The 20,553-nt window shown below is 70.3% G+C and carries 18 protein-coding genes; 9 read left to right on the plus strand and 9 right to left on the minus strand.

Annotated features, from left to right (window positions below):
* The first annotated feature begins 56 nt into the window (after window positions 1-56).
* Both ABT063_RS13880 and ABT063_RS13885 read left to right on the plus strand, forming a co-directional pair.
* Complete coding sequence (locus ABT063_RS13880; RefSeq protein WP_351057492.1) at window positions 57-1,814, plus strand: LuxR C-terminal-related transcriptional regulator; 1,758 nt, start codon at window positions 57-59, stop codon at window positions 1,812-1,814.
* Between the two features lie 133 nt (window positions 1,815-1,947).
* Window positions 1,948-3,333: an FAD-binding oxidoreductase gene (locus ABT063_RS13885; RefSeq protein WP_351057493.1), complete on the plus strand. Its 1,386-nt coding sequence runs from the start codon at window positions 1,948-1,950 to the stop codon at window positions 3,331-3,333.
* A gap of 101 nt (window positions 3,334-3,434) precedes the next feature.
* On the opposite strand, the gene pgl is transcribed toward ABT063_RS13885, so the two are convergent.
* Genes pgl through tkt form a run of 5 tightly spaced genes read right to left on the minus strand, consistent with a single transcriptional unit; the run spans window position 3,435 to window position 10,070 of the window.
* Window positions 3,435-4,217 (minus strand): 6-phosphogluconolactonase, encoded by a 783-nt coding sequence (gene pgl, locus ABT063_RS13890; RefSeq protein ID WP_351057494.1) that lies wholly within the window; start codon window positions 4,215-4,217, stop codon window positions 3,435-3,437.
* Entirely contained in the window at window positions 4,214-5,290 is a 1,077-nt protein-coding gene (opcA, locus tag ABT063_RS13895) for a glucose-6-phosphate dehydrogenase assembly protein OpcA (RefSeq protein WP_351057495.1), read from the minus strand. Before opcA ends, pgl begins: the two co-directional genes overlap by 4 nt.
* Window positions 5,287-6,825 carry a glucose-6-phosphate dehydrogenase gene (gene zwf / locus ABT063_RS13900; protein WP_351057496.1) on the minus strand — a complete coding sequence of 513 codons (1,539 nt, stop codon included), beginning with the start codon at window positions 6,823-6,825 and terminating at the stop codon, window positions 5,287-5,289. Before zwf ends, opcA begins: the two co-directional genes overlap by 4 nt.
* 4 nt (window positions 6,826-6,829) lie before the next feature.
* On the minus strand, window positions 6,830-7,948 hold the full coding sequence (gene tal / locus ABT063_RS13905; RefSeq protein WP_351057497.1) for a transaldolase: 1,119 nt from the start codon (window positions 7,946-7,948) through the stop codon (window positions 6,830-6,832).
* 34 nt (window positions 7,949-7,982) lie between these two features.
* Entirely contained in the window at window positions 7,983-10,070 is a 2,088-nt protein-coding gene (gene tkt / locus ABT063_RS13910; RefSeq protein WP_351057498.1) for a transketolase, read from the minus strand.
* Window positions 10,071-10,482: 412 nt separating this feature from the next.
* On the opposite strand from tkt, the gene ABT063_RS13915 reads away from it, so the two are divergent.
* From ABT063_RS13915 to ABT063_RS13925, 3 genes are all read left to right on the plus strand, one after another.
* A complete protein-coding gene (locus ABT063_RS13915; RefSeq protein WP_351057499.1) occupies window positions 10,483-11,436 on the plus strand; it encodes a heme o synthase in 954 nt (317 codons plus the stop codon).
* A 98-nt stretch (window positions 11,437-11,534) separates the two neighbouring features.
* Window positions 11,535-11,867: a hypothetical protein gene (locus ABT063_RS13920; protein WP_351057500.1), complete on the plus strand. Its 333-nt coding sequence runs from the start codon at window positions 11,535-11,537 to the stop codon at window positions 11,865-11,867.
* Between the two features lie 88 nt (window positions 11,868-11,955).
* Entirely contained in the window at window positions 11,956-13,062 is a 1,107-nt protein-coding gene (locus ABT063_RS13925; protein ID WP_351057501.1) for an amidohydrolase family protein, read from the plus strand.
* A 13-nt stretch (window positions 13,063-13,075) separates the two neighbouring features.
* Here ABT063_RS13925 and ABT063_RS13930 read toward each other — a convergent pair whose 3' ends face one another.
* From ABT063_RS13930 to ABT063_RS13945, 4 genes are read right to left on the minus strand one after another with little or no spacing between them, the layout of a single operon-like run.
* Window positions 13,076-14,089 (minus strand): COX15/CtaA family protein, encoded by a 1,014-nt coding sequence (locus tag ABT063_RS13930; protein ID WP_351057502.1) that lies wholly within the window; start codon window positions 14,087-14,089, stop codon window positions 13,076-13,078.
* A gap of 56 nt (window positions 14,090-14,145) precedes the next feature.
* Window positions 14,146-14,901, minus strand: a complete 756-nt coding sequence (locus ABT063_RS13935) for an ABC transporter permease (RefSeq protein ID WP_351057556.1) — start codon at window positions 14,899-14,901, stop codon at window positions 14,146-14,148.
* Window positions 14,902-14,918: 17 nt separating this feature from the next.
* On the minus strand, window positions 14,919-15,842 hold the full coding sequence (locus tag ABT063_RS13940; RefSeq protein WP_351057503.1) for an ABC transporter ATP-binding protein: 924 nt from the start codon (window positions 15,840-15,842) through the stop codon (window positions 14,919-14,921).
* A gap of 31 nt (window positions 15,843-15,873) precedes the next feature.
* Complete coding sequence (locus ABT063_RS13945; protein WP_351057505.1) at window positions 15,874-16,689, minus strand: AAC(3) family N-acetyltransferase; 816 nt, start codon at window positions 16,687-16,689, stop codon at window positions 15,874-15,876.
* A gap of 159 nt (window positions 16,690-16,848) precedes the next feature.
* On the opposite strand from ABT063_RS13945, the gene ABT063_RS13950 reads away from it, so the two are divergent.
* From ABT063_RS13950 to ABT063_RS13965, 4 genes are all read left to right on the plus strand, one after another.
* The gene (locus ABT063_RS13950; protein ID WP_351057506.1) at window positions 16,849-17,571 is read left to right on the plus strand and encodes a helix-turn-helix transcriptional regulator; all 723 of its coding nucleotides are present in this window, start codon (window positions 16,849-16,851) and stop codon (window positions 17,569-17,571) included.
* A complete protein-coding gene (sufB, locus tag ABT063_RS13955; RefSeq protein ID WP_351057507.1) occupies window positions 17,568-18,989 on the plus strand; it encodes a Fe-S cluster assembly protein SufB in 1,422 nt (473 codons plus the stop codon). The genes ABT063_RS13950 and sufB overlap by 4 nt, the downstream gene beginning before the upstream one ends.
* Before the next feature lie 62 nt (window positions 18,990-19,051).
* Window positions 19,052-20,233, plus strand: coding sequence for a Fe-S cluster assembly protein SufD (gene sufD, locus ABT063_RS13960; protein ID WP_351057509.1), 1,182 nt, complete (start codon window positions 19,052-19,054; stop codon window positions 20,231-20,233).
* Window positions 20,233-20,553 (plus strand): non-heme iron oxygenase ferredoxin subunit, encoded by a 321-nt coding sequence (locus ABT063_RS13965; RefSeq protein WP_351057511.1) that lies wholly within the window; start codon window positions 20,233-20,235, stop codon window positions 20,551-20,553. The genes sufD and ABT063_RS13965 overlap by 1 nt, the downstream gene beginning before the upstream one ends.

Below are 20,553 nucleotides of genomic sequence, written 5' to 3' on the forward strand. Positions count from 1 at the left end.
TAAAGGGTGATCCGGTAAGAGGTGATCCGGCCGCTGGAGAGCGGAAGGAGCCGGCCGTGGCTGACCAGACCACCGGCACCGGGCAGCGGCTCGGCCGGCCGGCGCAGCAGGCGGCGGACGCCGGTGCCGCGACGGCTTCCCCGGAGGCCGTCCGGCGGGCACGCGCAGCCGTCGCCCGCGAGGCCTGGGCCGACGCCTACCGCCTCCTGAACGGCATTGATCCCACCCGCCTTGCGCCGGACGACTTCGCGGCCCTCGCCGACGCCGCCTGGTGGACGAGCCGCGTCGAGGAGTCGATCACCGCGCGGATGAGGGCGTACTCCGGTTATGCGGCGGCGGGTGCCGCCCGGCAGGCCGGGTATTGCGCCTGGATGCTCTTCTACGAGCACCGGCTGGCGGGACGTACGGCCCTGGCGGCCGGCTGGCTGCGCCGGGCGCGGCAGCATCTCCAGGACCGGACCGAGTGCGCCGAACAGTGCTATCTCGCGTGGATGGAGGCGGAGGAGGCACAGGAGCACGGCGCGTTCGGCCAGGCCATGACCTCGGCACGGCGCATGGCGGGGATCGCGCGCCGCTGCGGCAACCCGGACCTGTACGCCATGAGCATCCAGGTGCAGGCAGGCGTCCTGCTGGCCCAGGGGCGGGTGGCCGACGGGCTCGACCTTCTGGACGACGCGATGTGCTCGGCGATGGCGGGCGAACTCAGCTCCTTCTTCACCGGGTGGATCTACTGCCTCGGCCTCCAGCGCTGCATGGCCTGTGCCGACCTCGAACGCGCCGCCGAATGGACCGATGCCGCCATGAGGTGGTGTGCGTCGATGCCGACGGAGAACAACTTCCGGGGCCTGTGCCGGGTGCACCGGGTGGAGGTGCTGGAGTTGCGTGGCGCCTGGACCCAGGCGCTGACCGAGGCCGCGCGGACCTGCGAGGAGCTACTGCCGTACGAGGGCCGGATCGCCGCCGAGGCGTTCTACCTGGCCGGGGACATCCAGCGACGGCGCGGCGACCTGGCCGTGGCCGAGGCGTCGTACGACCGGGCGCACGGACTCGGCCGTGACCCGCAGCCCGGACTCGCCCTGCTGCGCCTGGCGCAGGGCAAGGCCGATGCCGCGGCCGCCGCGCTGCGGCTCACCCTCGCGAGCGAAGCCGGCGAGGGCGATTGTCCGGGACCGGACGGGGGGAGCAGCCGCCTCGGGCGCGGTCGGCTGCTCGCGGCCCAGGCGGAGGTCTCACTCGCCCTCGGCCGGCTCGACCAGGCCCGCACGGCGGCGCGGGAACTGGAGGTCCTGGCCCGCGACTGGCAGCGGCGGCGCGGTTCGGAGACGACCGTGCTGCACGCCGTCGCGGCGTCGTCGGGCGGCGCCCTGGCGTTCGCCGCCCATGACCTCGACCGTGCGTTGCCCGTGCTGCGCCGGGCACTGGAGCTGTGGCTGGCCCTGGGGGTCCCCTACGAGGCGGCTCAGATCCGGATGACCCTGGCCGCCGCCGACCGGACCGCCGGCGACGAGGACGGCGCCCGGATGGAACTGCGGGCCGCACGGGAGACCTTCGAACGGCTGGGTGCCGAACCGGACGCCCGCCGGGCGGCCGCGCTGCTCGACAGCGTGCGCCCGCACCGGCCCGGCGCGCTCACGGAGCGGGAGATCCAGGTGCTGCGACTGGTCGCCGCGGGGCGGACGAACCGGTCGATCGCCGCCGAACTGGTGATCAGCGAGCACACCGTCGCCCGCCATCTCAACAACATCTTCGCCAAGCTCGAGGTGTCCTCACGGGCCGCGGCGACGGCGTACGCGTACACGCACGGTCTCGTGTGACCGGGCGGCATGGGCTGTTCCGCCCATGCCCGGTGCGGCGAAATGGGCGGTTCCGGCGACGAGCGCCGACCGGCCCCGCGTGTACACAGATGGTGCAACCGTTCTCCGACCCGACGGAAAGCAGGAGGCGGTCATGACCACCTACACACCAGCCCTCGACGAGCAACTGCTGGGACGGCTTCGAGGAGCAGTGCGCGGCGGCATCGTCCAGCCCGGTGACCCCGACTACGACGAGGCCCGCAAGGTCTACAACGCCATGCACGACAAGCGACCGGCGATCGTCGTCAGGGCCGTCGACGCGGGCGATGTCATCGCCACCGTCGACTTCGCCCGCGAGACACGGCTGCCACTCGCGGTACGCGGCGGCAGCCACAGCGTCCCCGGCTACGGAACCTGCGACGACGGAGTCGTGCTCGACCTCGGACGGATGCGCGGGATCCGCGTCGACCCCGAGAGGCGTACGGCACGGGTCGAGGGCGGCTGCACCTGGGCCGACGTCAACCACGCCACGCATGTCTTCGGTCTGGCCACCACCGGCGGGATGGTCTCCACCACCGGCGTCGGCGGTCTGACCACCGGCGGGGGCATGGGCTACCTGGTCCGCCAGTGCGGCCTGGCCTGCGACAACCTCGTCTCGGTCGACCTGGTGACGGCCGACGGATCCTTCCTGACCTGCACAGAGGAGCACAACGCCGACCTGATGTGGGCGGTACGCGGGGGCGGCGGGAACTTCGGAGTCGTCACGTCCTTCGTCTACCGGCTGCACCCCGTGGCCGACATCCTCGGAGGCCCGACGTTCTACCCGCTCGACGGGGACGTGATCCGCCGCTACCGGGACCTCATCGCCGAATCCGAGGAGCGGCTCGGCGCCCTGCTCGTCGTCGGGCTCGGCCCGCCGCTCCCCTTCCTCCCCGAGCGCTGGCACGGGCGGCCGCTCTGCGGAGTGATCACCTGCTGGACCGGGCCGGAGGAGGAGGACGACCGGATCCGCGCCCGGCTCGGCGCGCTCGGCCCGGTGCTGGGGCAACACCTGGGGCGCATGCCTTACCCGGTGATCAACACGCTCTTCGACGAACTGGTTCCCCCGGGTCTCTTCCACTACTGGAAGGGCGCCTTCAGCCACGGCCTGCCGGACGGTGCCATCGACGCGTACGTCGAACACGGCGCCTCGACCCCGTCCATCCAGAGCGTGACGGTCGTCTTCCCCATCGACGGCGCCTGCCACCGGGTCGGGCCGGAGGACACCGCCTTCTCCTACCGGGACGCGGACTTCTCGACCGCGCTCAGCCCCACCCTGACCACCCGCGAGGACTGCGAGGCCCAGAAGGACTGGGTGCGCGGCTTCCACGCCGCCCTGGAGCCGCACTCCGCCGAGGGCGGTTACGTCAATTTCATGGACGGCGACGACCAGGACCGGGTCCGCGCCAACTATCGCGGCAACTACGCCCGGCTGATCGACATCAAGCGGCGCTACGACCCGGAAAACCTGTTCCGCCTCAACCACAACATCGCCCCATGAGACGTCCGACCAACGACGTCCGACCAACAACGTCGAACAGCAGCATCCGAACGACGGAGAGCCCCAGGCGGTCAGCCTGGGGCTCTCCTGAGAAACGGTGCTCAGGCCGAAGCCGGCGGATACATGGACCTCGGCAGCTGAGAGGCAGCCGCCGCGTCCAGCAGCCACAGCGTCCGGGACCGGCCCTGCGCTCCCGCCGCCGGGGCCTGGATCTCGCCCGCGCCGGACAGGGCGATCGCCGCGGCCTTCGCCTTGTCCTCGCCGGCCGCCAGGAGCCACACCTCGCGGGCCGCGCGGATCGCCGGAAGGGTGAGGGTCACCCGGGTCGGCGGGGGCTTCGGGGCGCCGTGGACGCCGACGACCGTGCGCTCGGTCTCCCGTACCGCGGGGAGCTCCGGGAACAGGGACGCCACATGGGTGTCGGGGCCGACGCCCAGCATCAGGACGTCGAAGGTGGGCACCGCGCCATGGTTCTCGGGGCCGGCCGCACGAGCCAGCTCCTCCGCGTACCCCGCGGCCGCCGCGTCCGCGTCGGCGCCGTACGGTCCGTCCGACGCGGGCATGGCGTGCACGCGCTGCGGGTCCAGGGACACCGAGTCCAGCAGGGCCTCGCGGGCCTGCGTGACGTTGCGCTCCGGGTCGCCCTCCGGCAGGAACCGCTCGTCGCCCCACCACAGGTCGAGACGGCCCCAGTCGATGGCGTCCCGGGCGGGGGCGGCGGCCAGGGCGGCCAGCAGGCCGTTGCCGTTGCGGCCGCCGGTGAGGACCACGGACGCCGAGCCCCGCGAGGCCTGGGCGTCCACGATCTTCGTGATCAGGCGGGCCGCCGCGGCCTGCGCCATCAGCTCCTTGTCGTGATGCACGACCAGCTGCGGAGTACTCACTTCGCCGCCGCCTTCTTCACCGGCGCCTGCGCCGCCGCCTCTTTCGCGGGTGCTTTCGCAGCGGTTTCGACGGGAGCCGGGACCGCGACCGCGTCTCCTTTGGCCGGCGGCTCGTCGGCCGGGACGTCGGCGACGGCCCTGCCGTTCGAGGAGTTCAGCCGGTCCACCCCGAAGCGCAGCGCGGACGCGTACGTGTCGTCCGGGTCCAGCCGCCTGAGCTCCTCCGCGATCAGCTCGGCCGTCTCCCGGCGCTTGAGCGCCACCGCGCGGTTCGGCTGGCCCTGGATGGACAGGGTGGCCAGCGTGCCGTGCGCGCGGTCCAGCGTGATCGGCCCGCAGTCGGTGTCCAGACGGACCCCCGTCAGGCCGGGGCCCGACGACAGCGAGCGCTTCACCGGAACGTCCAGCCGGTCCGCGAGCCACATCGCCAGCAGCTCGCAGCTCGGGTTGAACTCCTCGCCCTCCACCTCAACGGCCTCGACCTCGCAGGTGACCTGGTCGAGGGCCGCCGCCAGCATCGAACGCCAGGGCGTGATCCGGGTCCAGGAGAGGTCGGTGTCGCCGGGCGTGTAGGTGTCGGCGCGGGCAGCGAGCTCCCGTACCGGCTGCTCGGAGGCGTAGGTGTCGGTCACCCGGCGCTGGGCCAGCGCGCCCAGCGGGTCGTTCGCCGGGTCCAGCGGCGCGTTCACCGGCCACCAGACCACCACCGGGGCGTCCGGCAGCAGCAGCGGCAGGACCACCGACTGGGCGTGGTTCACGACCTCGCCGTACAGCCGCAGGACGACCGTCTCGCCGGTGCCCGCGTCCGCGCCGACCCGCACCTCGGCGTCCAGCCGGGACTGTGTCCGGTCGCGGGGCGAACGCGAGACGCGCTTGATGACGACGAGCGTGCGCGAGGGGTGCTCGTGCGCCGCGTCGTTCGCCGCCTTCAGGGCGTCGTACGCGTTCTCCTCGTCCGTGACGATGACCAGCGTGAGCACCATGCCGACGGCCGGCGTGCCGATGGCCCGGCGGCCCTGCACCAGCGCCTTGTTGATCTTGCTGGCCGTGGTGTCCGTGAGGTCTATCTTCATGGCCGGCGCCAGCTCCGTCCGTCTCGCTCGAGCATTTCGTCCGCCTCGACGGGCCCCCAGGTACCGGCCTGGTACTGGGCGGGCTTGCCGTGCCGGTCCCAGTACTCCTCGATCGGATCGAGGATCTTCCAGGACAGCTCGACCTCCTCGGTGCGCGGGAAGAGGTTCGAGTCGCCGAGCAGCACGTCGAGGATCAGGCGTTCGTACGCCTCCGGGCTCGACTCCGTGAAGGACTCGCCGTACGCGAAGTCCATGGAGACGTCCCGGATCTCCATCGAGGTGCCCGGCACCTTGGAGCCGAAGCGGACCGTGACGCCCTCGTCGGGCTGGACGCGGATGACGATCGCGTTCTGGCCCAGCTCCTCGGTGGCCGTCGTGTCGAAGGGGGAGTGCGGCGCCCGCTGGAAGACGACCGCGATCTCGGTGACGCGGCGGCCCAGGCGCTTGCCCGTCCGCAGGTAGAAGGGGACCCCGGCCCAGCGCCGGTTGTCGATCTCCAGCTTGATCGCCGCGTAGGTGTCGGTCTTCGACTGGGCGTTGATGCCGTCTTCCTGGAGGTAGCCGATGACCTTCGCACCGCCCTGCCAACCGGCCGCGTACTGCCCGCGGACGGTGTTGCGGCCCAGGTCCTTCGGCAGCTTCACCGCGCCGAGCACCTTGGTCTTCTCCGCGGCCAGCGCGTCCGCGTCGAAGGAGGCGGGCTCCTCCATGGCCGTCAGGGCCATCAGCTGCAGGAGGTGGTTCTGGATGACGTCACGGGCGGCGCCGATGCCGTCGTAGTAGCCGGCCCGGCCGCCGATGCCGATGTCCTCGGCCATGGTGATCTGCACATGGTCCACGAAGGACCGGTTCCAGATCGGCTCGAACATCGTGTTGGCGAAGCGCAGCGCCAGGATGTTCTGGACGGTCTCCTTGCCCAGGTAGTGGTCGATGCGGAAGACCTGGTCCGGGGCGAAGACCTCCTCGACCGTCGCGTTGAGTTCCTCGGCCGACTTCAGGTCGTGGCCGAAGGGCTTCTCGATGACCGCCCGCCGCCAGGAACCGCTCGACTGGTCGGCCAGGCCGTGCTTCTTCAGCTGCTGGATGACCACCGGGAAGGCGCCCGGCGGCACGGACAGGTAGAAGGCGAAGTTGCCGCCCGTGCCCTGCGCCTTGTCGAGCTCATCGATCGTGCCGCGCAGCCGCTCGAAGGCGTCGTCGTCGTCGAAGGTGCCCTGGACGAAGCGCATCCCCTGGATGAGCTGCTGCCAGACCTCCTCACGGAACGGCGTACGGGCGTGCTCCTTGACGGCGTCGTGGACCTCCTGCGCGAAGTCCTCGTTCTGCCACTCGCGCCGCGCGAAGCCGACCAGCGAGAAACCCGGCGGCAGCAGACCCCGGTTCGCGAGGTCGTACACGGCGGGCATGAGCTTCTTTCGTGACAAATCGCCCGTGACGCCGAAGATGACCAGGCCCGACGGCCCCGCGATACGCGGGAGCCGTCGGTCGGCGGGGTCACGAAGCGGGTTCGCTCCGGAACCGGAAGAAGGCGCCAAGGTCTCAGCCCTCCGAGGGGGCGAGGCGCTGAAGCTCCGCCTCGGTCGACTTGAGCAGGTCGGTCCAGGACGTCTCGAACTTCTCGACGCCCTCCTCCTCCAGGAGCTGGACCACGTCGTCGTAGGCGATCCCGAGCTTCTCGACCGCGTCGAGGTCGGCACGGGCCTGCTCGTACGTCCCGGCGATGGTGTTGCCGGTGATCTCGCCGTGCTCCTCGGTGGCGAACAGGGTCGCCTCCGGCATGGTGTTGACCGTGTTCGGCGCCACCAGCTCGTCGACGTACAGGGTGTCCTTGTACGCCTTGTCCTTGACGCCGGTCGACGCCCACAGCGGACGCTGCTTGTTCGCGCCGGCGTTCTCCAGCTTGCTCCAGCGGTCGGTCGAGAAGACCTCCTCGTACGCCTGGTAGGCGAGGCGCGCGTTGGCGACGCCTGCCTTGCCGCGGGCGGCCTTGGCCTCGTCCGTGCCGAGCGCGTCGATCCGCTTGTCGATCTCGGTGTCCACGCGGGACACGAAGAAGGACGCCACCGAGTGGATCTTCGACAGGTCGAGACCCTTCTCCTTCGCCTTCTCCAGGCCGGACAGGTACGCGTCCATGACCTCGCGGTAGCGCTCCAGCGAGAAGATCAGCGTGACGTTGACGCTGATGCCGGTGGCGATCGTCTCGGTGATCGCCGGAAGACCCGCCTTGGTGGCCGGGATCTTGATCAGGGTGTTGGGGCGGTCCACGAGCCAGGCCAGCTGCTTGGCCTCGGCGACGGTCGCCTTGGTGTTGTGCGCCAGGCGCGGGTCGACCTCGATGGAGACCCGGCCGTCCTGGCCGCCGGTGGCGTCGAAGACCGGGCGCAGGATGTCGGCGGCGTCGCGGACGTCCACCGTGGTGATCATGCGGATGGCCTCTTCGACGGTGACCTTGCGGGCGGCGAGGTCGGAGACCTGCTGCTCGTAGCCCTCACCGCTGGAGATCGCCTTCTGGAAGATCGACGGGTTGGTGGTGACGCCCACGACGTGCTGCTGGTCGATCAGCTCGGCCAGGTTGCCGGACGTGATCCGCTGGCGCGACAGGTCGTCCAGCCAGATCGCGACGCCTTCCTCGGAGAGGCGCTTCAGTGCGTCTGTCATGGAAATTGCATCTCCTACGTGTCGTATATGAGCGTCAGCGCTGGGCTGCGGCGATCGATTCCCGGGCTGCGGCAGCGACGTTCTCCGCAGTGAAGCCGAACTCGTGGAAGAGGACCTTGCCGTCGGCCGAAGCACCGAAGTGTTCCAGGGAAACGATGCGGCCGGCGTCCCCCACGTACTTGTGCCAGGTGAGCCCGATACCGGCCTCCACCGCGACACGCGCCTTCACCGCAGGCGGCAGGACGCTTTCCCGGTACCCCTGGTCCTGCTCCTCGAACCACTCGACGGACGGCATCGACACGACCCGCGTCGGCACGCCCGCGGCTTCCAGCTGCTCGCGCGCCTCGACGGCGACGTGCACCTCGGAACCGGTGGCGATGAGGATCGCTTCCGGCGTCCCCGTGGAGGCCTCGAACAGGACGTAACCGCCGCGCGCGGCATCCTCGTTGGGCTCGTACGTCGGCACCCCCTGACGGGTCAGCGCCAGGCCGTGCGGGGCGCCCTTGCCGAACACCTTCGTCCAGCGCTTGAGGATCTCGCGCCAGGCGACCGCGGTCTCGTTGGCGTCGGCCGGGCGGACCACGTTCAGGCCGGGGATGGCGCGCAGCGAGGCGAGGTGTTCGATCGGCTGGTGCGTCGGACCGTCTTCACCCAGACCGATGGAGTCGTGCGTCCACACGTACGTCACCGGCAGGTGCATCAGGGCCGACAGCCGCACGGCGTTGCGCATGTAGTCGGAGAAGACGAGGAACGTGCCGCCGTAGATACGGGTGTTGCCGTGCAGGGCGATGCCGTTCATCTCCGCGGCCATGGAGTGTTCGCGGATGCCGAAGTGGATCGTTCGGCCGTACGGGTCGGCCTCGGGCAGCGGGTTGTCCGCCGGCAGGAACGAGGACGTCTTGTCGATGGTGGTGTTGTTCGAGCCGGCCAGGTCGGCCGAGCCGCCCCACAGCTCCGGGACGACCGCACCCAGCGCCTGGAGCACCTTGCCGGACGCGGCGCGCGTGGCGACACCCTTGCCCGCCTCGAAGACCGGGATCTTCTCTTCCCAGCCGGTGGGCAGCTCGCCCGCGGCGATACGGTCGAACTCGGCGGCGCGCTCGGGGTTGTTGTTGCGCCACTCCTGGAACGACTTCTCCCACACGGCCTTGGCCTGCCGGCCCCGCTCCAGCGCCTTGCGGGTGTGGGTGATGACCTCGTCGGAGACCTCGAAGCTCTGCTCCGGGTCGAAGCCCAGGACGCGCTTGGTGGCCGCGACCTCGTCGTCGCCGAGCGCCGAGCCGTGCGCGGCCTCGGTGTTCTGGGCGTTCGGGGCGGGCCAGGCGATGATCGAGCGCATCGCGATGAACGACGGCTTGTCCGTGACCTGCTGGGCGGCCTGGATCGCCGCGTGGATGGCCTGCGGGTCGAGGTCGCCGTTGGCCTGGGGCTCGACACGCTGCACGTGCCAGCCGTACGCCTCGTACCGCTTGACGGTGTCCTCGGACACGGCCGTCTCGGTGTCGCCCTCGATGGAGATGTGGTTGTCGTCCCACAGCAGGATGAGGTTGCCGAGCTTCTGGTGGCCGGCCATCGAGGAGGCCTCCGCGGAGATGCCCTCCTGCAGACAGCCGTCACCGGCGATGACGTAGACGAAGTGGTCGAAGGGGGAGGTGCCCTCGGGAGCCTGAGGGTCGAACAGGCCGCGCTCGTAGCGGGCGGCCATCGCCATGCCCACCGCGTTGGCCACGCCCTGGCCCAGCGGGCCGGTCGTCGTCTCCACGCCCGTGGTGTGGCCGTACTCGGGGTGACCGGGGGTCTTCGAACCCCACGTGCGGAACGCCTTCAGGTCGTCCAGCTCCAGGCCGAAGCCGGCCAGGTACAGCTGGGTGTAGAGCGTCAGGGACGAGTGGCCGGCGGACAGCACGAAACGGTCGCGGCCCACCCAGTCGGCGTCCGCGGGGTCGTGCCGCATCACCTTCTGGAAGAGGGTGTAGGCGGCAGGTGCCAGGCTCATCGCCGTACCCGGATGGCCGTTGCCGACCTTCTGTACGGCATCGGCGGCCAGGACGCGGGCGGTGTCGACGGCCCGCTGGTCCAACTCGGTCCACTCGAGGTCTGTGGTGGTCGGCTTGGTGCTCACCCTGGGTCAGGGCTCCTCTCCACATGTCGAATACCGGCTGATCTGGGCGCGCGCCCACCGGCTGCCGGTGCACTGGGCGCCCACCGGCCGCTGTCGAGCCTACCCCCGTAAGAACGTGCGTTTTTTCGAGTCATTCCAGACTGCCGGGACCAAGTGGCATTCGCCTCCCGACCGCGCCGGATCGCATTCGGCAACTGAATACGCGCCCGCTCGTCCGAGTGCTCAATCGAGCTTCCGTACGCACGGAGGACGACCGCCCCGACGAGGCGAGTCGGCACGTCGGAACGTGCCTGCCAACACGACCCCACCCCCGCGAATGCCGGGATATGGGCAACGTCTACAGTGGCGTGGTACGCGCGAGCCTTTACCGGGACTTCACACGGGGGAGGCTTGCTGGGATGTCTCTGTAGGGGTGTGCGTGACGGCCGTCGAATCCCGTCCAGCGGGTGTGCTCGGTGCGAGCCAGAGCCCGCGTCACCGGCCGTTCGGGGCCCGTGTCAAGGCGTTCGTGGCGCTGACCAAGCCGCGGATCATCGAGCTGCTGCTGATCACGACCGTGCCGGTGATGTTCCTCGCCGAGCAGGGCGTGCCGGACCTGAAGCTGGTGCTGCTCACCTGCGTCGGCGGCTACCTCTCGGCGGGCGGCGCCAACGCGCTGAACATGTACATCGACCGCGACATCGACGCGCTCATGGACCGCACCTCGCAGCGCCCCCTGGTGACCGGCATGGTCAGCCCGCGCGAGTGCCTGGTCTTCGGCATCACCCTGGCGGTCGTCTCCACCCTGTTGTTCGGCCTGACCGTCAACTGGCTGTCGGCCTGGCTCGCACTCGGCGCACTCCTCTTCTACGTCGTCGTCTACACGATGCTCCTCAAGCGCCGTACGTCGCAGAACATCGTGTGGGGCGGCATCGCCGGCTGTCTGCCGGTGCTCATCGGCTGGTCCGCCGTCACGAACTCCATGTCGTGGGCGCCCGTCATCCTCTTCCTCGTCATGTTCTTCTGGACGCCGCCGCACTACTGGCCGCTGTCCATGAAGGTGCGGGAGGACTACGCGCGCGTGGGCGTGCCGATGCTGCCGGTCATCGCCTCCAACAAGGTCGTCGCCAAGCAGATCGTGATCTACAGCTGGGTGATGGTGGCGGTCTCGCTGCTGCTGATGCCGCTCGGCTACACGGGCTGGTTCTACACGACGGTGGCGCTGCTGGCCGGCGGCTTCTGGCTGTGGGAGGCGCACGGACTGCAGAACCGGGCCAGGGCCGAGGTCACCGGCGCCAAGCTCAAGGAGATGCGGCTGTTCCACTGGTCCATCACCTATGTGTCGATCCTCTTCCTGGCGGTCGCGGTGGACCCGTTCCTCCGTTAGCTCCGTCCGGTCGCTGTTCTCTCGCGGGCGGGGTGCGTGGTCAAGGCCACGCACCCCGCCCGTCGCCGTTCGGTCTACCCGTCGGTAGCATCTTGGTCATGGCAGACACGCAGCAGGTGGACCCGAAGGCGGAGCGCAAGGCGACCCGCCTGGCCCGGCAGATCAGCACCTTCTCCAAGGCTCACGGCGGGGCCGAGGGCCAGATCGCGTACCTCGGGCAGCGCGGCGCCCGGATCGTGCTCGTCGGCGAGGACGGCACCTGGGGCGACGTGGTGGCCCCCTCCAACGAGCTCGCCGAGAAGGCCGTGGAGAAGTCCGGCATCACGGTCCACGAGGACTTCGACGGCGAACTCGCGGCGAAGGTGAGGACGGGGCCGTACGAATGGACGCGTATGGCGGGCATCCAGGTCGGCGGCCCGTCCAACGGCTGAACAACGCCCGACGAGGGCCGCGACCTGACACCCCGTTCACCCGTTAGGACCTGTGGGAACGACATGGTCCAAGCGACGGGGAGTCCGGATGATCGAAACGCCGTCCCTCGTGGACCAGTACTGCCACGGAGTACTGAGAACGGAGCTGGGCCTCGGCACCTTCGAGGCACAGCTGGCCCGCACCGAGGGCCCGCCCGCCCCGGGCACGACGCTCTTCGACACCCAGACCGGGTTCGCCGTACGACGCTGGTGCCCTCCGCTGCTCGGCCTGGAACCGCACTGCCCGCCCGCCCGCTATCTCGCCCGGCGCCGGGAACTGGGCGTACTGGAGGCGGGCCGCAGGCTGCTGCGGGGCAGCGGCATCACCACCTATCTGGTGGACACCGGGCTGCCCGGCGACCTGACCGGCCCCGCCGAGATGGCCTCCGCGGCGGTCGCCGAGGCCCGTGAGATCGTGCGGCTGGAACTCCTCGCCGAACAGGTCGCCGACACCTCCGGCACCGTCGAGTCCTTCCTCGCCAACCTCGCCGAATCGGTGCACGGCGCCGCCGCGAACGCCGTGGCCTTCACCTCCGTGGCGGGCGTACGGCACGGACTCGCGCTGGCCCCCGAGCCGCCGGGGCCGGGAGAGGTACGGGGCGCGGTCGGCCGCTGGCTGGCCGGACGCCGGGTCGGCGGGGAGCTGAGCGACCCGGTGCTGCTACGGCACCTGCTGTGGATCGCGGTCGCCTCGGGGCTGCCCCTGCAACTGCACGCGGGGCTCGGGGAGCCGGGCCTGCGCATCGACCGCACCGACCCGGTCCTGCTGACGGACTTCGTACGGGCCACGGCCGGCCTCGGCACCGACCTGGTCCTGCTGCACAGCTACCCCTACCACCGGCACGCCGCCCACCTCGCCGGAGTCTTTCCGCACGTGTACGCCGACTCGGGCGCCGCCCTCGTCCGCACGGGAGCGAGGGCGGCCACCGTACTGGCGGAGATCCTGGAGCTGGCCCCCTTCGGCAAGATCCTCTTCTCCAGCGGGGCCCAGGGCCTGCCGGAACTGCACGTCGTGGGGGCACGCCTGTTCCGCGAGGCCCTCGGGCGGGTGCTGGGCACCTGGGTCACCGAGGGGGCGTGGTCGCTGGCGGACGCGCAGCGGGTGGCGGGGCTGGTCGCGGCGGGGAACGCGCGGCGGGTGTACGGGCTGGGGTGAGGCCGGACCGGCGTCAGCTCGAAGCGGGCTCCAGCCGGTCGCGGTGGGCGGGGGCCGGAATGTCCGGGTCGGCGACGGGGCGTTCACGCAGCGACAGCAGCACCCGCAACACCCAGATCCACATCACGGCCGAGCCCAGCATGTGCAGGCCCACCAGAGCTTCGGGAAGGTCCGTGAAGTACTGGACATAGCCCACCGCACCCTGACCCAGCAGGATCAGGAACAGCTCGCGTGTGCGGGCCAGCGGGCCCCTGGGCGCGTCGACCGCCTTGAGGACGAACCACAGGGCGAAGGTCAGCGACACCACGATCCAGGCCAGTACCGCGTGCACCTTGCTGACCGTCTCCCAGTCGAGCGGCATCCGCTCGACCTCGCTGGAGTCGCCCGCGTGCGGACCCGCGCCGGTCACCACCGTGCCCACCAGGATCAGCAGGACCGAGGCCGCGAGCAGGAACCACACCAGCTGCCGCACGGCCTTGCCGACCAGCGGGCGGGGTGCCGTGTCGCCCTCCCGGGTGCGCTGCCACATCACCGTGGCGACCGCGATCAGGGCCGATGTCGCCACGAAGTGCGTCGCGACCGTATACGGGTTGAGACCGACGAGCACGACGATGCCGCCGAGGACCGCGTTGCTCATCACGATCCAGAACTGCGCCCAGCCCAGCCGGGTCAGGCCGCGCCGGTACGGCTTCTCGGAGCGCGCGGCGATGATCGCCCAGCCGACCGCGGCGCACAGCACGTAGGTGAGCATGCGGTTGCCGAACTCGATGGCCCCGTGGAAGCCCATCGCGCTGGTGGCGGTCAGCGAGTCGTCGGTGCACTTGGGCCAGGTCGGGCAGCCGAGCCCGGAACCGGTCAGCCGCACCGCACCGCCGGTGACCACGATGAGCACCGACATCACGAGCGCGGCGAGGGCCGCCCGCCGGACCGTCCTGGGGGTCGGGGTCCAGCGTTCGGCGATGAAGGCGAGCGGGTTGCGGAGGGCAGCCACGGCGTCGGCGCGGGTCACTTTTGGCACGCGCTCCATCGTAGAGGGCCGCTTGTGCACGCTTTCACGAGGGTCCGTGACGGGGCCCACCCCCTCTACTCCCAGCGGAAGAACTTCCCGGCGGCGGCCAAGCCCACGACCGCCCAGACGGCGAGAATCCCCAGATCACCCCAGGGCATGCCGGCGCCGTGCTGGAGTACGTCCCGCAGCCCGTCGGACAGCGCGGAGATCGGCAGCAGCCCGAGGACGTCCTGGGCCGCGGCCGGGAACTTGTCCAGCGGCACGATCACCCCGCCGCCGACGAGCAGCAGCAGAAAGACCAGGTTCGCGGCGGCGAGCGTCGCCTCCGCCTTCAGCGTGCCCGCCATCAGCAGGCCGAGCCCCGAGAAGGCGGCCGTCCCGAGGATCAGCAGGAGCAGTACGGCGAAGGGGTTGCCGTGCGGCGACCAGCCCAGCGAGAAGGCGATCACCGTCAGCAGGACGATCTGGAGGACCTCCGTGACCAGCACGGACAGCGTCTTCGCGGTCATCATGCCCCAGCGGGGGAGCGGCGAGGAGGCGAGGCGCTTGAGGACGCCGTACCGGCGCTCGAAGCCGGTCGCGATGGCCTGGCCCGTGAACGCGGTCGACATCACCGCCAGCGCGAGGATGCCGGGCGTGAGGAAGTCCACCGCCTCGCCGGCCCCGGTGTCGACGATGTCCACGGAGCTGAAGAGGGCAAGGAGCAGCGTGGGGATGACCACCGTCAACAGCAGCTGCTCGCCGTTGCGCAGCAGCATCTTCGTCTCGAGGGCGGCCTGGGCCGCGATCATGCGGGGCAGGGGCGCGGCCCCCGGCTTCGGCGTGTACATCCCGGTGCCGACGGTGGTCACGAGCGCAGGTCCTTCCCGGTGAGCTCCAGAAACACGTCTTCGAGGGTGTGGCGTTCGACCGAGATCTTCTCCGGCATCACGCCGTGCTGAGCGCACCAGGACGTGACCGTGGCGAGCAGCTGCGGGTCGACCTTGCCGACGACCCGGTACGAGCCCGGCGTCAGCTCCGCGGCCGAGCAGTCCGCGGGGAGCGCCTTCAGCAGGGAGCCGACGTCCAGTCCCGGGCGGCCGGTGAAGCGGAGCGTGTTCTCGGCGCCGCCGCGGCACAGCTCCTCCGGGGTGCCCTGGGCTATGACCTGGCCCGCGTCGATGATCGCGACGTCGTCGGCGAGTTGCTCGGCCTCGTCCATGTAGTGGGTCGTGAGGATCACGGAGACGCCGTCGGTGCGCAGGTCGCGGACCAGGTCCCAGGTGGCGCGGCGGGCCTGTGGGTCGAGCCCGGCGGTCGGCTCGTCCAGGAAGACCAGCTCCGGGCGCCCCACCACGGCCATCGCCAGCGCGAGCCGCTGCTGCTGGCCGCCCGACAGCCGCCGGTACGTGGTCCGGCCGCAACTGCCGAGCCCCAGGCGCTCGATGAGCGCGTCGACGTCGAGCGGATCGGCGTGCAACTTGGCGACGTGGCGCAGCATCTCGTCCGCCCGCGCGCCCGAGTAGACGCCCCCGGACTGCAGCATCACGCCGATCCTGGGGTGCAGCTCACGGGCCTGTCTCACCGGGTCGAGGCCCAGGACGCGCACCGTGCCGGAGTCCGGCTTCCGGTACCCCTCGCAGGTCTCGACCGTGGTCGTCTTGCCCGCCCCGTTGGGACCGAGTACGGCGGTCACACCCGCCCTGGCCACCAGGTCGAGGCCGTCCACCGCGGTCTTCGTGCCGTACCGCTTCACCAGGGCCTGGACCTGGACCACGGGCTCGCTTCGCATGGGTCCAGAGTCTAGGTACGTGGACCGCGCCTCAGACGGGCGGGTGCAGGATCTCCTCCTCACGGGGCCGGTGCACCGCCAGCCACCGCTCCGCGTACGCCACGGCGTCCGCGACGGGAAACAGCCGTGCGTCGGCCGCGCCCACCTCGCCCCGTACGACGGGACGGTCCCGCTCGAAGTCGCTGCCCAGCTCGTCGAACCGGTCGGAGTCGATGGACACCTCCGTCAGCACCTCCCAGCCGCCGCCAGGGGCCGGCCGCCCGACCTCGACGAGTGGCGCCGGTATGCGGTATTCGGCCAGGTGGAAGCTGGTACAGGAGTCGTAGCCCACGCCGAGCAGCAGCACCCGGGCGCCCAGCTTCTCCAGGCGGGCCAGCGGGCTGCGTTCGCCCAGGCGGCAGTCGGGGGAGTGGCCCTCGGTGATCTCCGCCGCGCGCGGGCCGACGGCCGCGAAGGACGTGTGCGGGTGCGCGCTGCGCAGGGCGCCCGGCCAGCGCCGTACGGTCTCCGGGATCACGCCGACCCCGCGCGTGGGGGTGATCAGCGGGTCGTACGCGGGCATGGCGGCCCTGATCCGCTCCCACCACTCCTCGGGCACCGGCGGATTGCTCCACAGCGCCGGGTCGGAGAGGTCGGCGCTCTGGGCCGGGACGACCAGGGTGCCGTCCGGGCCGAGCGCGTCGAGCAGTCCCTGGACGAGCGCGACGGGCCCTCCGCAGACCCAGCCGAGGGAACTGAGCGAGGAGTGCGCGAGGAGGGTTTCGCCGGTCTCGACACCCAGTCGGCGCAGTTGTGCGGCGAGGGTGTCCCGGGTGACAAGAGGGCCGGTGGGAGGCGGTGTGGGCATGGTCGGGAGTGTCCCCGAAGTGCTCCCTGGGTGCCAGCCATTTGATCGATCAAAGATCGTTTCCGCAGGTCAGATTAGGTAAGCCTAAGTGACGCAGGGCACCGTCCGTCCCCCGGACGCCGCTTGCCCGCCCCTGAGGAATTACGCAACAATGGCGTTGTGAAAAACGTCGGCGAGGCCCCTCAGGAGGAACTCGCGACCGGGGAGCGCTCCACGCGCAACCGGGTCGCGCGGTCCATCCTGGACCACGGGCCGTCGACCGTCGCCGCGCTGGCCGGACGACTGGGGCTCACCCAGGCGGCCGTACGGCGGCATCTGGACGCACTGGTCGCGGACGACGTCGTGGAGGCGCGCGAACAGCGGGTCTACGGAGCGCGGACCCGTGGCCGCCCGGCCAAGGTCTTCGCGCTCACCGACTGTGGCCGCGACGCCTTCGACCAGTCGTACGACCAGCTCGCCGCGGACGCCCTGCGCTGGATCCAGGAGCGGTTCGGCGGGGACGAGGCCGTGATCGCCTTCGCGCGCGCGAGGATCGCCGAACAGGCTGGCGCGTACCGCGCGGCGATCGAGGCGGCCCCGCCCGAGCAGCGGACCGAAGCCCTGGCCAAGGCCCTGAGCGCGGACGGGTACGCTGCTACGGCGCGCAGCGCACCGGTCGGCGAGCAGCTCTGCCAGCACCACTGCCCGGTGGCCCACGTCGCGGAAAAGTTCCCGCAGCTCTGCGAGGCGGAGACCGAGATCTTCTCCCAGCTGCTCGGCACGCACGTCCAGCGACTGGCGACCATCGCGCACGGCGACGGCGTCTGCACGACGTTCATCCCGAAGATTCCCAAAACCACTCATCACGCATCCGCAAGCACGGCCGGGAGGAACCCCGCATGACTCTCCCCACGGAGACTGCCCACCCTGAGCTCGAGGGCCTGGGCAAGTACGAATACGGCTGGGCCGACTCCGACGAAGCCGGTGCCTCTGCCAAGCGCGGTCTGAGCGAGGGTGTCGTCAAGGACATCTCCGCGAAGAAGAACGAGCCGGAGTGGATGACCAAGCTCCGTCTCAAGGGCCTGCGCCTGTTCGACAAGAAGCCCATGCCGAACTGGGGCTCGGACCTGTCGGGTATCGACTTCGACAACATCAAGTACTTCGTACGTTCCACGGAGAAGCAGGCGGAGTCCTGGGAGGACCTGCCCGAGGACATCAAGAACACGTACGACAAGCTCGGTATCCCGGAGGCGGAGAAGCAGCGCCTCGTCGCCGGAGTCGCGGCCCAGTACGAGTCCGAGGTCGTCTACCACCAGATCCGCGAGGACCTGGAGGAGCAGGGCGTCATCTTCCTCGACACCGACACGGCCCTGAAGGAGCACCCGGAGCTCTTCAAGGAGTACTTCGGGACCGTCATCCCGGTCGGTGACAACAAGTTCGCGTCGCTGAACACCGCCGTGTGGTCGGGCGGCTCCTTCATCTACGTGCCGAAGGGCGTGCACGTGGAAATCCCGCTCCAGGCCTACTTCCGTATCAACACGGAGAACATGGGCCAGTTCGAGCGGACCCTGATCATCGTCGACGAGGGTGCCTACGTGCACTACGTCGAGGGCTGCACGGCTCCGATCTACAAGTCGGACTCGCTGCACAGCGCCGTGGTCGAGATCATCGTCAAGAAGAACGCCCGCTGCCGCTACACGACCATCCAGAACTGGTCGAACAACGTCTACAACCTGGTCACCAAGCGCGCCGTCGCCTACGAGGGCGCGACCATGGAGTGGATCGACGGCAACATCGGCTCCAAGGTGACGATGAAGTACCCGGCCGTCTACCTGATGGGCGAGCACGCCAAGGGCGAGACCCTGTCCATCGCCTTCGCGGGCGAGGGGCAGCACCAGGACGCCGGCTCCAAGATGGTCCACATGGCGCCGAACACGTCGTCCAACATCGTGTCGAAGTCCGTCGCCCGCGGTGGCGGCCGTACCTCCTACCGTGGTCTGGTGGAGATCGGCGAGGGCGCTCACGGCTCGAAGTCGAACGTGCTGTGCGACGCGCTGCTCGTCGACACCATCTCCCGCTCGGACACGTACCCGTACGTGGACGTACGGGAGGACGACGTCTCCATGGGCCACGAGGCCACCGTCTCCAAGGTCTCCGAGGACCAGCTCTTCTACCTGATGAGCCGCGGTCTGAGCGAGTTCGAGGCGATGGCGATGATCGTGCGCGGCTTCGTCGAGCCCATCGCGAAGGAGCTGCCCATGGAGTACGCCCTTGAGCTCAACCGGCTGATCGAGCTGCAGATGGAAGGCGCGGTCGGCTAAGTCCCGCCTTCCGAAGCGGCCTCCCGATTTCTAGACGTAGGAAAGAGAGCACAACGACAGCCATGGCTGAGGCTCAGAACATTCCGGTGGGGTCCACCACCGCCGGCCAGATCGCGGTGGCCGCCGAGTCGACCGTCGCCACGCGCATGAGCGCGCCCCCGTCCTTCGACGTCGCGGACTTCCCGGTCCCGCACGGCCGCGAGGAGGAGTGGCGGTTCACGCCGCTGGAGCGCCTGCGCGGGCTGCACGACGGCACCGCGGTCGCCACCGGCGACGGCGTGAAGGTCGACATCGACGCCCCCGAGGGCGTCATCGTCGAGGCCGTCGGCCGTGACGACGCCCGGATCGGCAAGGCCGGCACCCCGGTGGACCGCGTCGCCGCCCAGGCGTACTCGGCGTTCGAGAAGGCCGGCGTGGTCACCGTCCCCAAGGAGACGGTGCTCACCGAGCCGATCCGCATCGCCGTGCACGGCGAGGGCGGGGTCGCCTACGGCCACCAGGTCGTCGAGCTGGGAGCCTTCGCCGAGGCCGTCGTCGTCATCGACCACACCGGTGACGCCGTGCTCGCCGCCAACGTCGACTACATCCTGGGCGACGGCGCCAAGCTGACCGTCGTCTCCGTCCAGGACTGGGACGACAAGGCCGTCCACGTGGGCCAGCACAACGCGCTGATCGGCCGGGACGCCACCTTCAAGTCGTTCGTGGTCACCTTCGGCGGCGACCTCGTACGTCTCCACCCGCGCGTCGCCTACGCCGGCACCGGTGGCGAGGCCGAGCTCTTCGGCCTGTACTTCACCGACGCCGGTCAGCACCAGGAGCACCGCCTCCTGGTCGACCACAACACCCCGCACTGCAAGTCCAACGTCGCCTACAAGGGCGCGCTCCAGGGCGACGACGCGCACGCCGTGTGGATCGGCGACGTGCTGATCGAGGCCAAGGCCGAGGGCACGGACACCTACGAGATGAACCGCAACCTGGTCCTGACGGACGGGGCGCGCGTGGACTCCGTACCGAACCTCGAGATCGAGACCGGCGAGATCGTCGGCGCCGGCCACGCCTCCGCGACCGGCCGCTTCGACGACGAGCAGCTCTTCTACCTGATGGCCCGTGGCATTCCGGCCGACGAGGCCCGCCGCCTGGTGGTCCGCGGCTTCTTCGCCGAGCTGGTCCAGCAGATCGGCGTCGACGACATCGAAGAGCGCCTTCTCGTGAAGATCGACGAGGAGCTGGAGGCGTCGGTCTGATGACTGCCTTCGTACGCGTCTGTGGGCTGAGCGAGCTGGAGGAGGACACCCCGAAGCGGGTGGAACTCGACGGCACGCCGGTCTCGGTCGTCCGTACCGAGGGGGAGGTGTTCGCCATCTACGACATCTGCTCCCACGCGAACGTCTCGCTCTCCGAGGGCGAGGTGGAGGACTGCCAGATCGAGTGCTGGCTGCACGGTTCCAGCTTCGACCTCCGTACCGGCAAGCCGTCCGGCCTTCCCGCGACGCGCCCCGTCCCCGTATACCCCGTACAGATCGAAGGGGACGACGTGCTCGTCTCCCTCACCCAGGAGTCCTGA

It is taken from the genome of Streptomyces sp. NPDC002838 (assembly GCF_040295365.1).
Classification (GTDB): Bacteria; Actinomycetota; Actinomycetes; order Streptomycetales; family Streptomycetaceae; genus Streptomyces.

What these genes read in the sequence shown, in the direction of transcription:
- ABT063_RS13885 (WP_351057493.1), top strand. Translation starts at nt 1,948, where the DNA reads ATGACCACCTACACACCAGCCCTCGACGAGCAACTGCTGGGACGGCTT.
- opcA (WP_351057495.1), bottom strand. Translation starts at nt 5,290, where the DNA reads ATGAAGATAGACCTCACGGACACCACGGCCAGCAAGATCAACAAGGCG.
- tal (WP_351057497.1), bottom strand. Translation starts at nt 7,948, where the DNA reads ATGACAGACGCACTGAAGCGCCTCTCCGAGGAAGGCGTCGCGATCTGG.
- ABT063_RS13920 (WP_351057500.1), top strand. Translation starts at nt 11,535, where the DNA reads ATGGCAGACACGCAGCAGGTGGACCCGAAGGCGGAGCGCAAGGCGACC.
- ABT063_RS13925 (WP_351057501.1), top strand. Translation starts at nt 11,956, where the DNA reads ATGATCGAAACGCCGTCCCTCGTGGACCAGTACTGCCACGGAGTACTG.
- ABT063_RS13930 (WP_351057502.1), bottom strand. Translation starts at nt 14,089, where the DNA reads ATGGAGCGCGTGCCAAAAGTGACCCGCGCCGACGCCGTGGCTGCCCTC.
- ABT063_RS13935 (WP_351057556.1), bottom strand. Translation starts at nt 14,901, where the DNA reads ATGTACACGCCGAAGCCGGGGGCCGCGCCCCTGCCCCGCATGATCGCG.
- ABT063_RS13940 (WP_351057503.1), bottom strand. Translation starts at nt 15,842, where the DNA reads ATGCGAAGCGAGCCCGTGGTCCAGGTCCAGGCCCTGGTGAAGCGGTAC.
- ABT063_RS13945 (WP_351057505.1), bottom strand. Translation starts at nt 16,689, where the DNA reads ATGCCCACACCGCCTCCCACCGGCCCTCTTGTCACCCGGGACACCCTC.
- sufB (WP_351057507.1), top strand. Translation starts at nt 17,568, where the DNA reads ATGACTCTCCCCACGGAGACTGCCCACCCTGAGCTCGAGGGCCTGGGC.
- sufD (WP_351057509.1), top strand. Translation starts at nt 19,052, where the DNA reads ATGGCTGAGGCTCAGAACATTCCGGTGGGGTCCACCACCGCCGGCCAG.
- ABT063_RS13965 (WP_351057511.1), top strand. Translation starts at nt 20,233, where the DNA reads ATGACTGCCTTCGTACGCGTCTGTGGGCTGAGCGAGCTGGAGGAGGAC.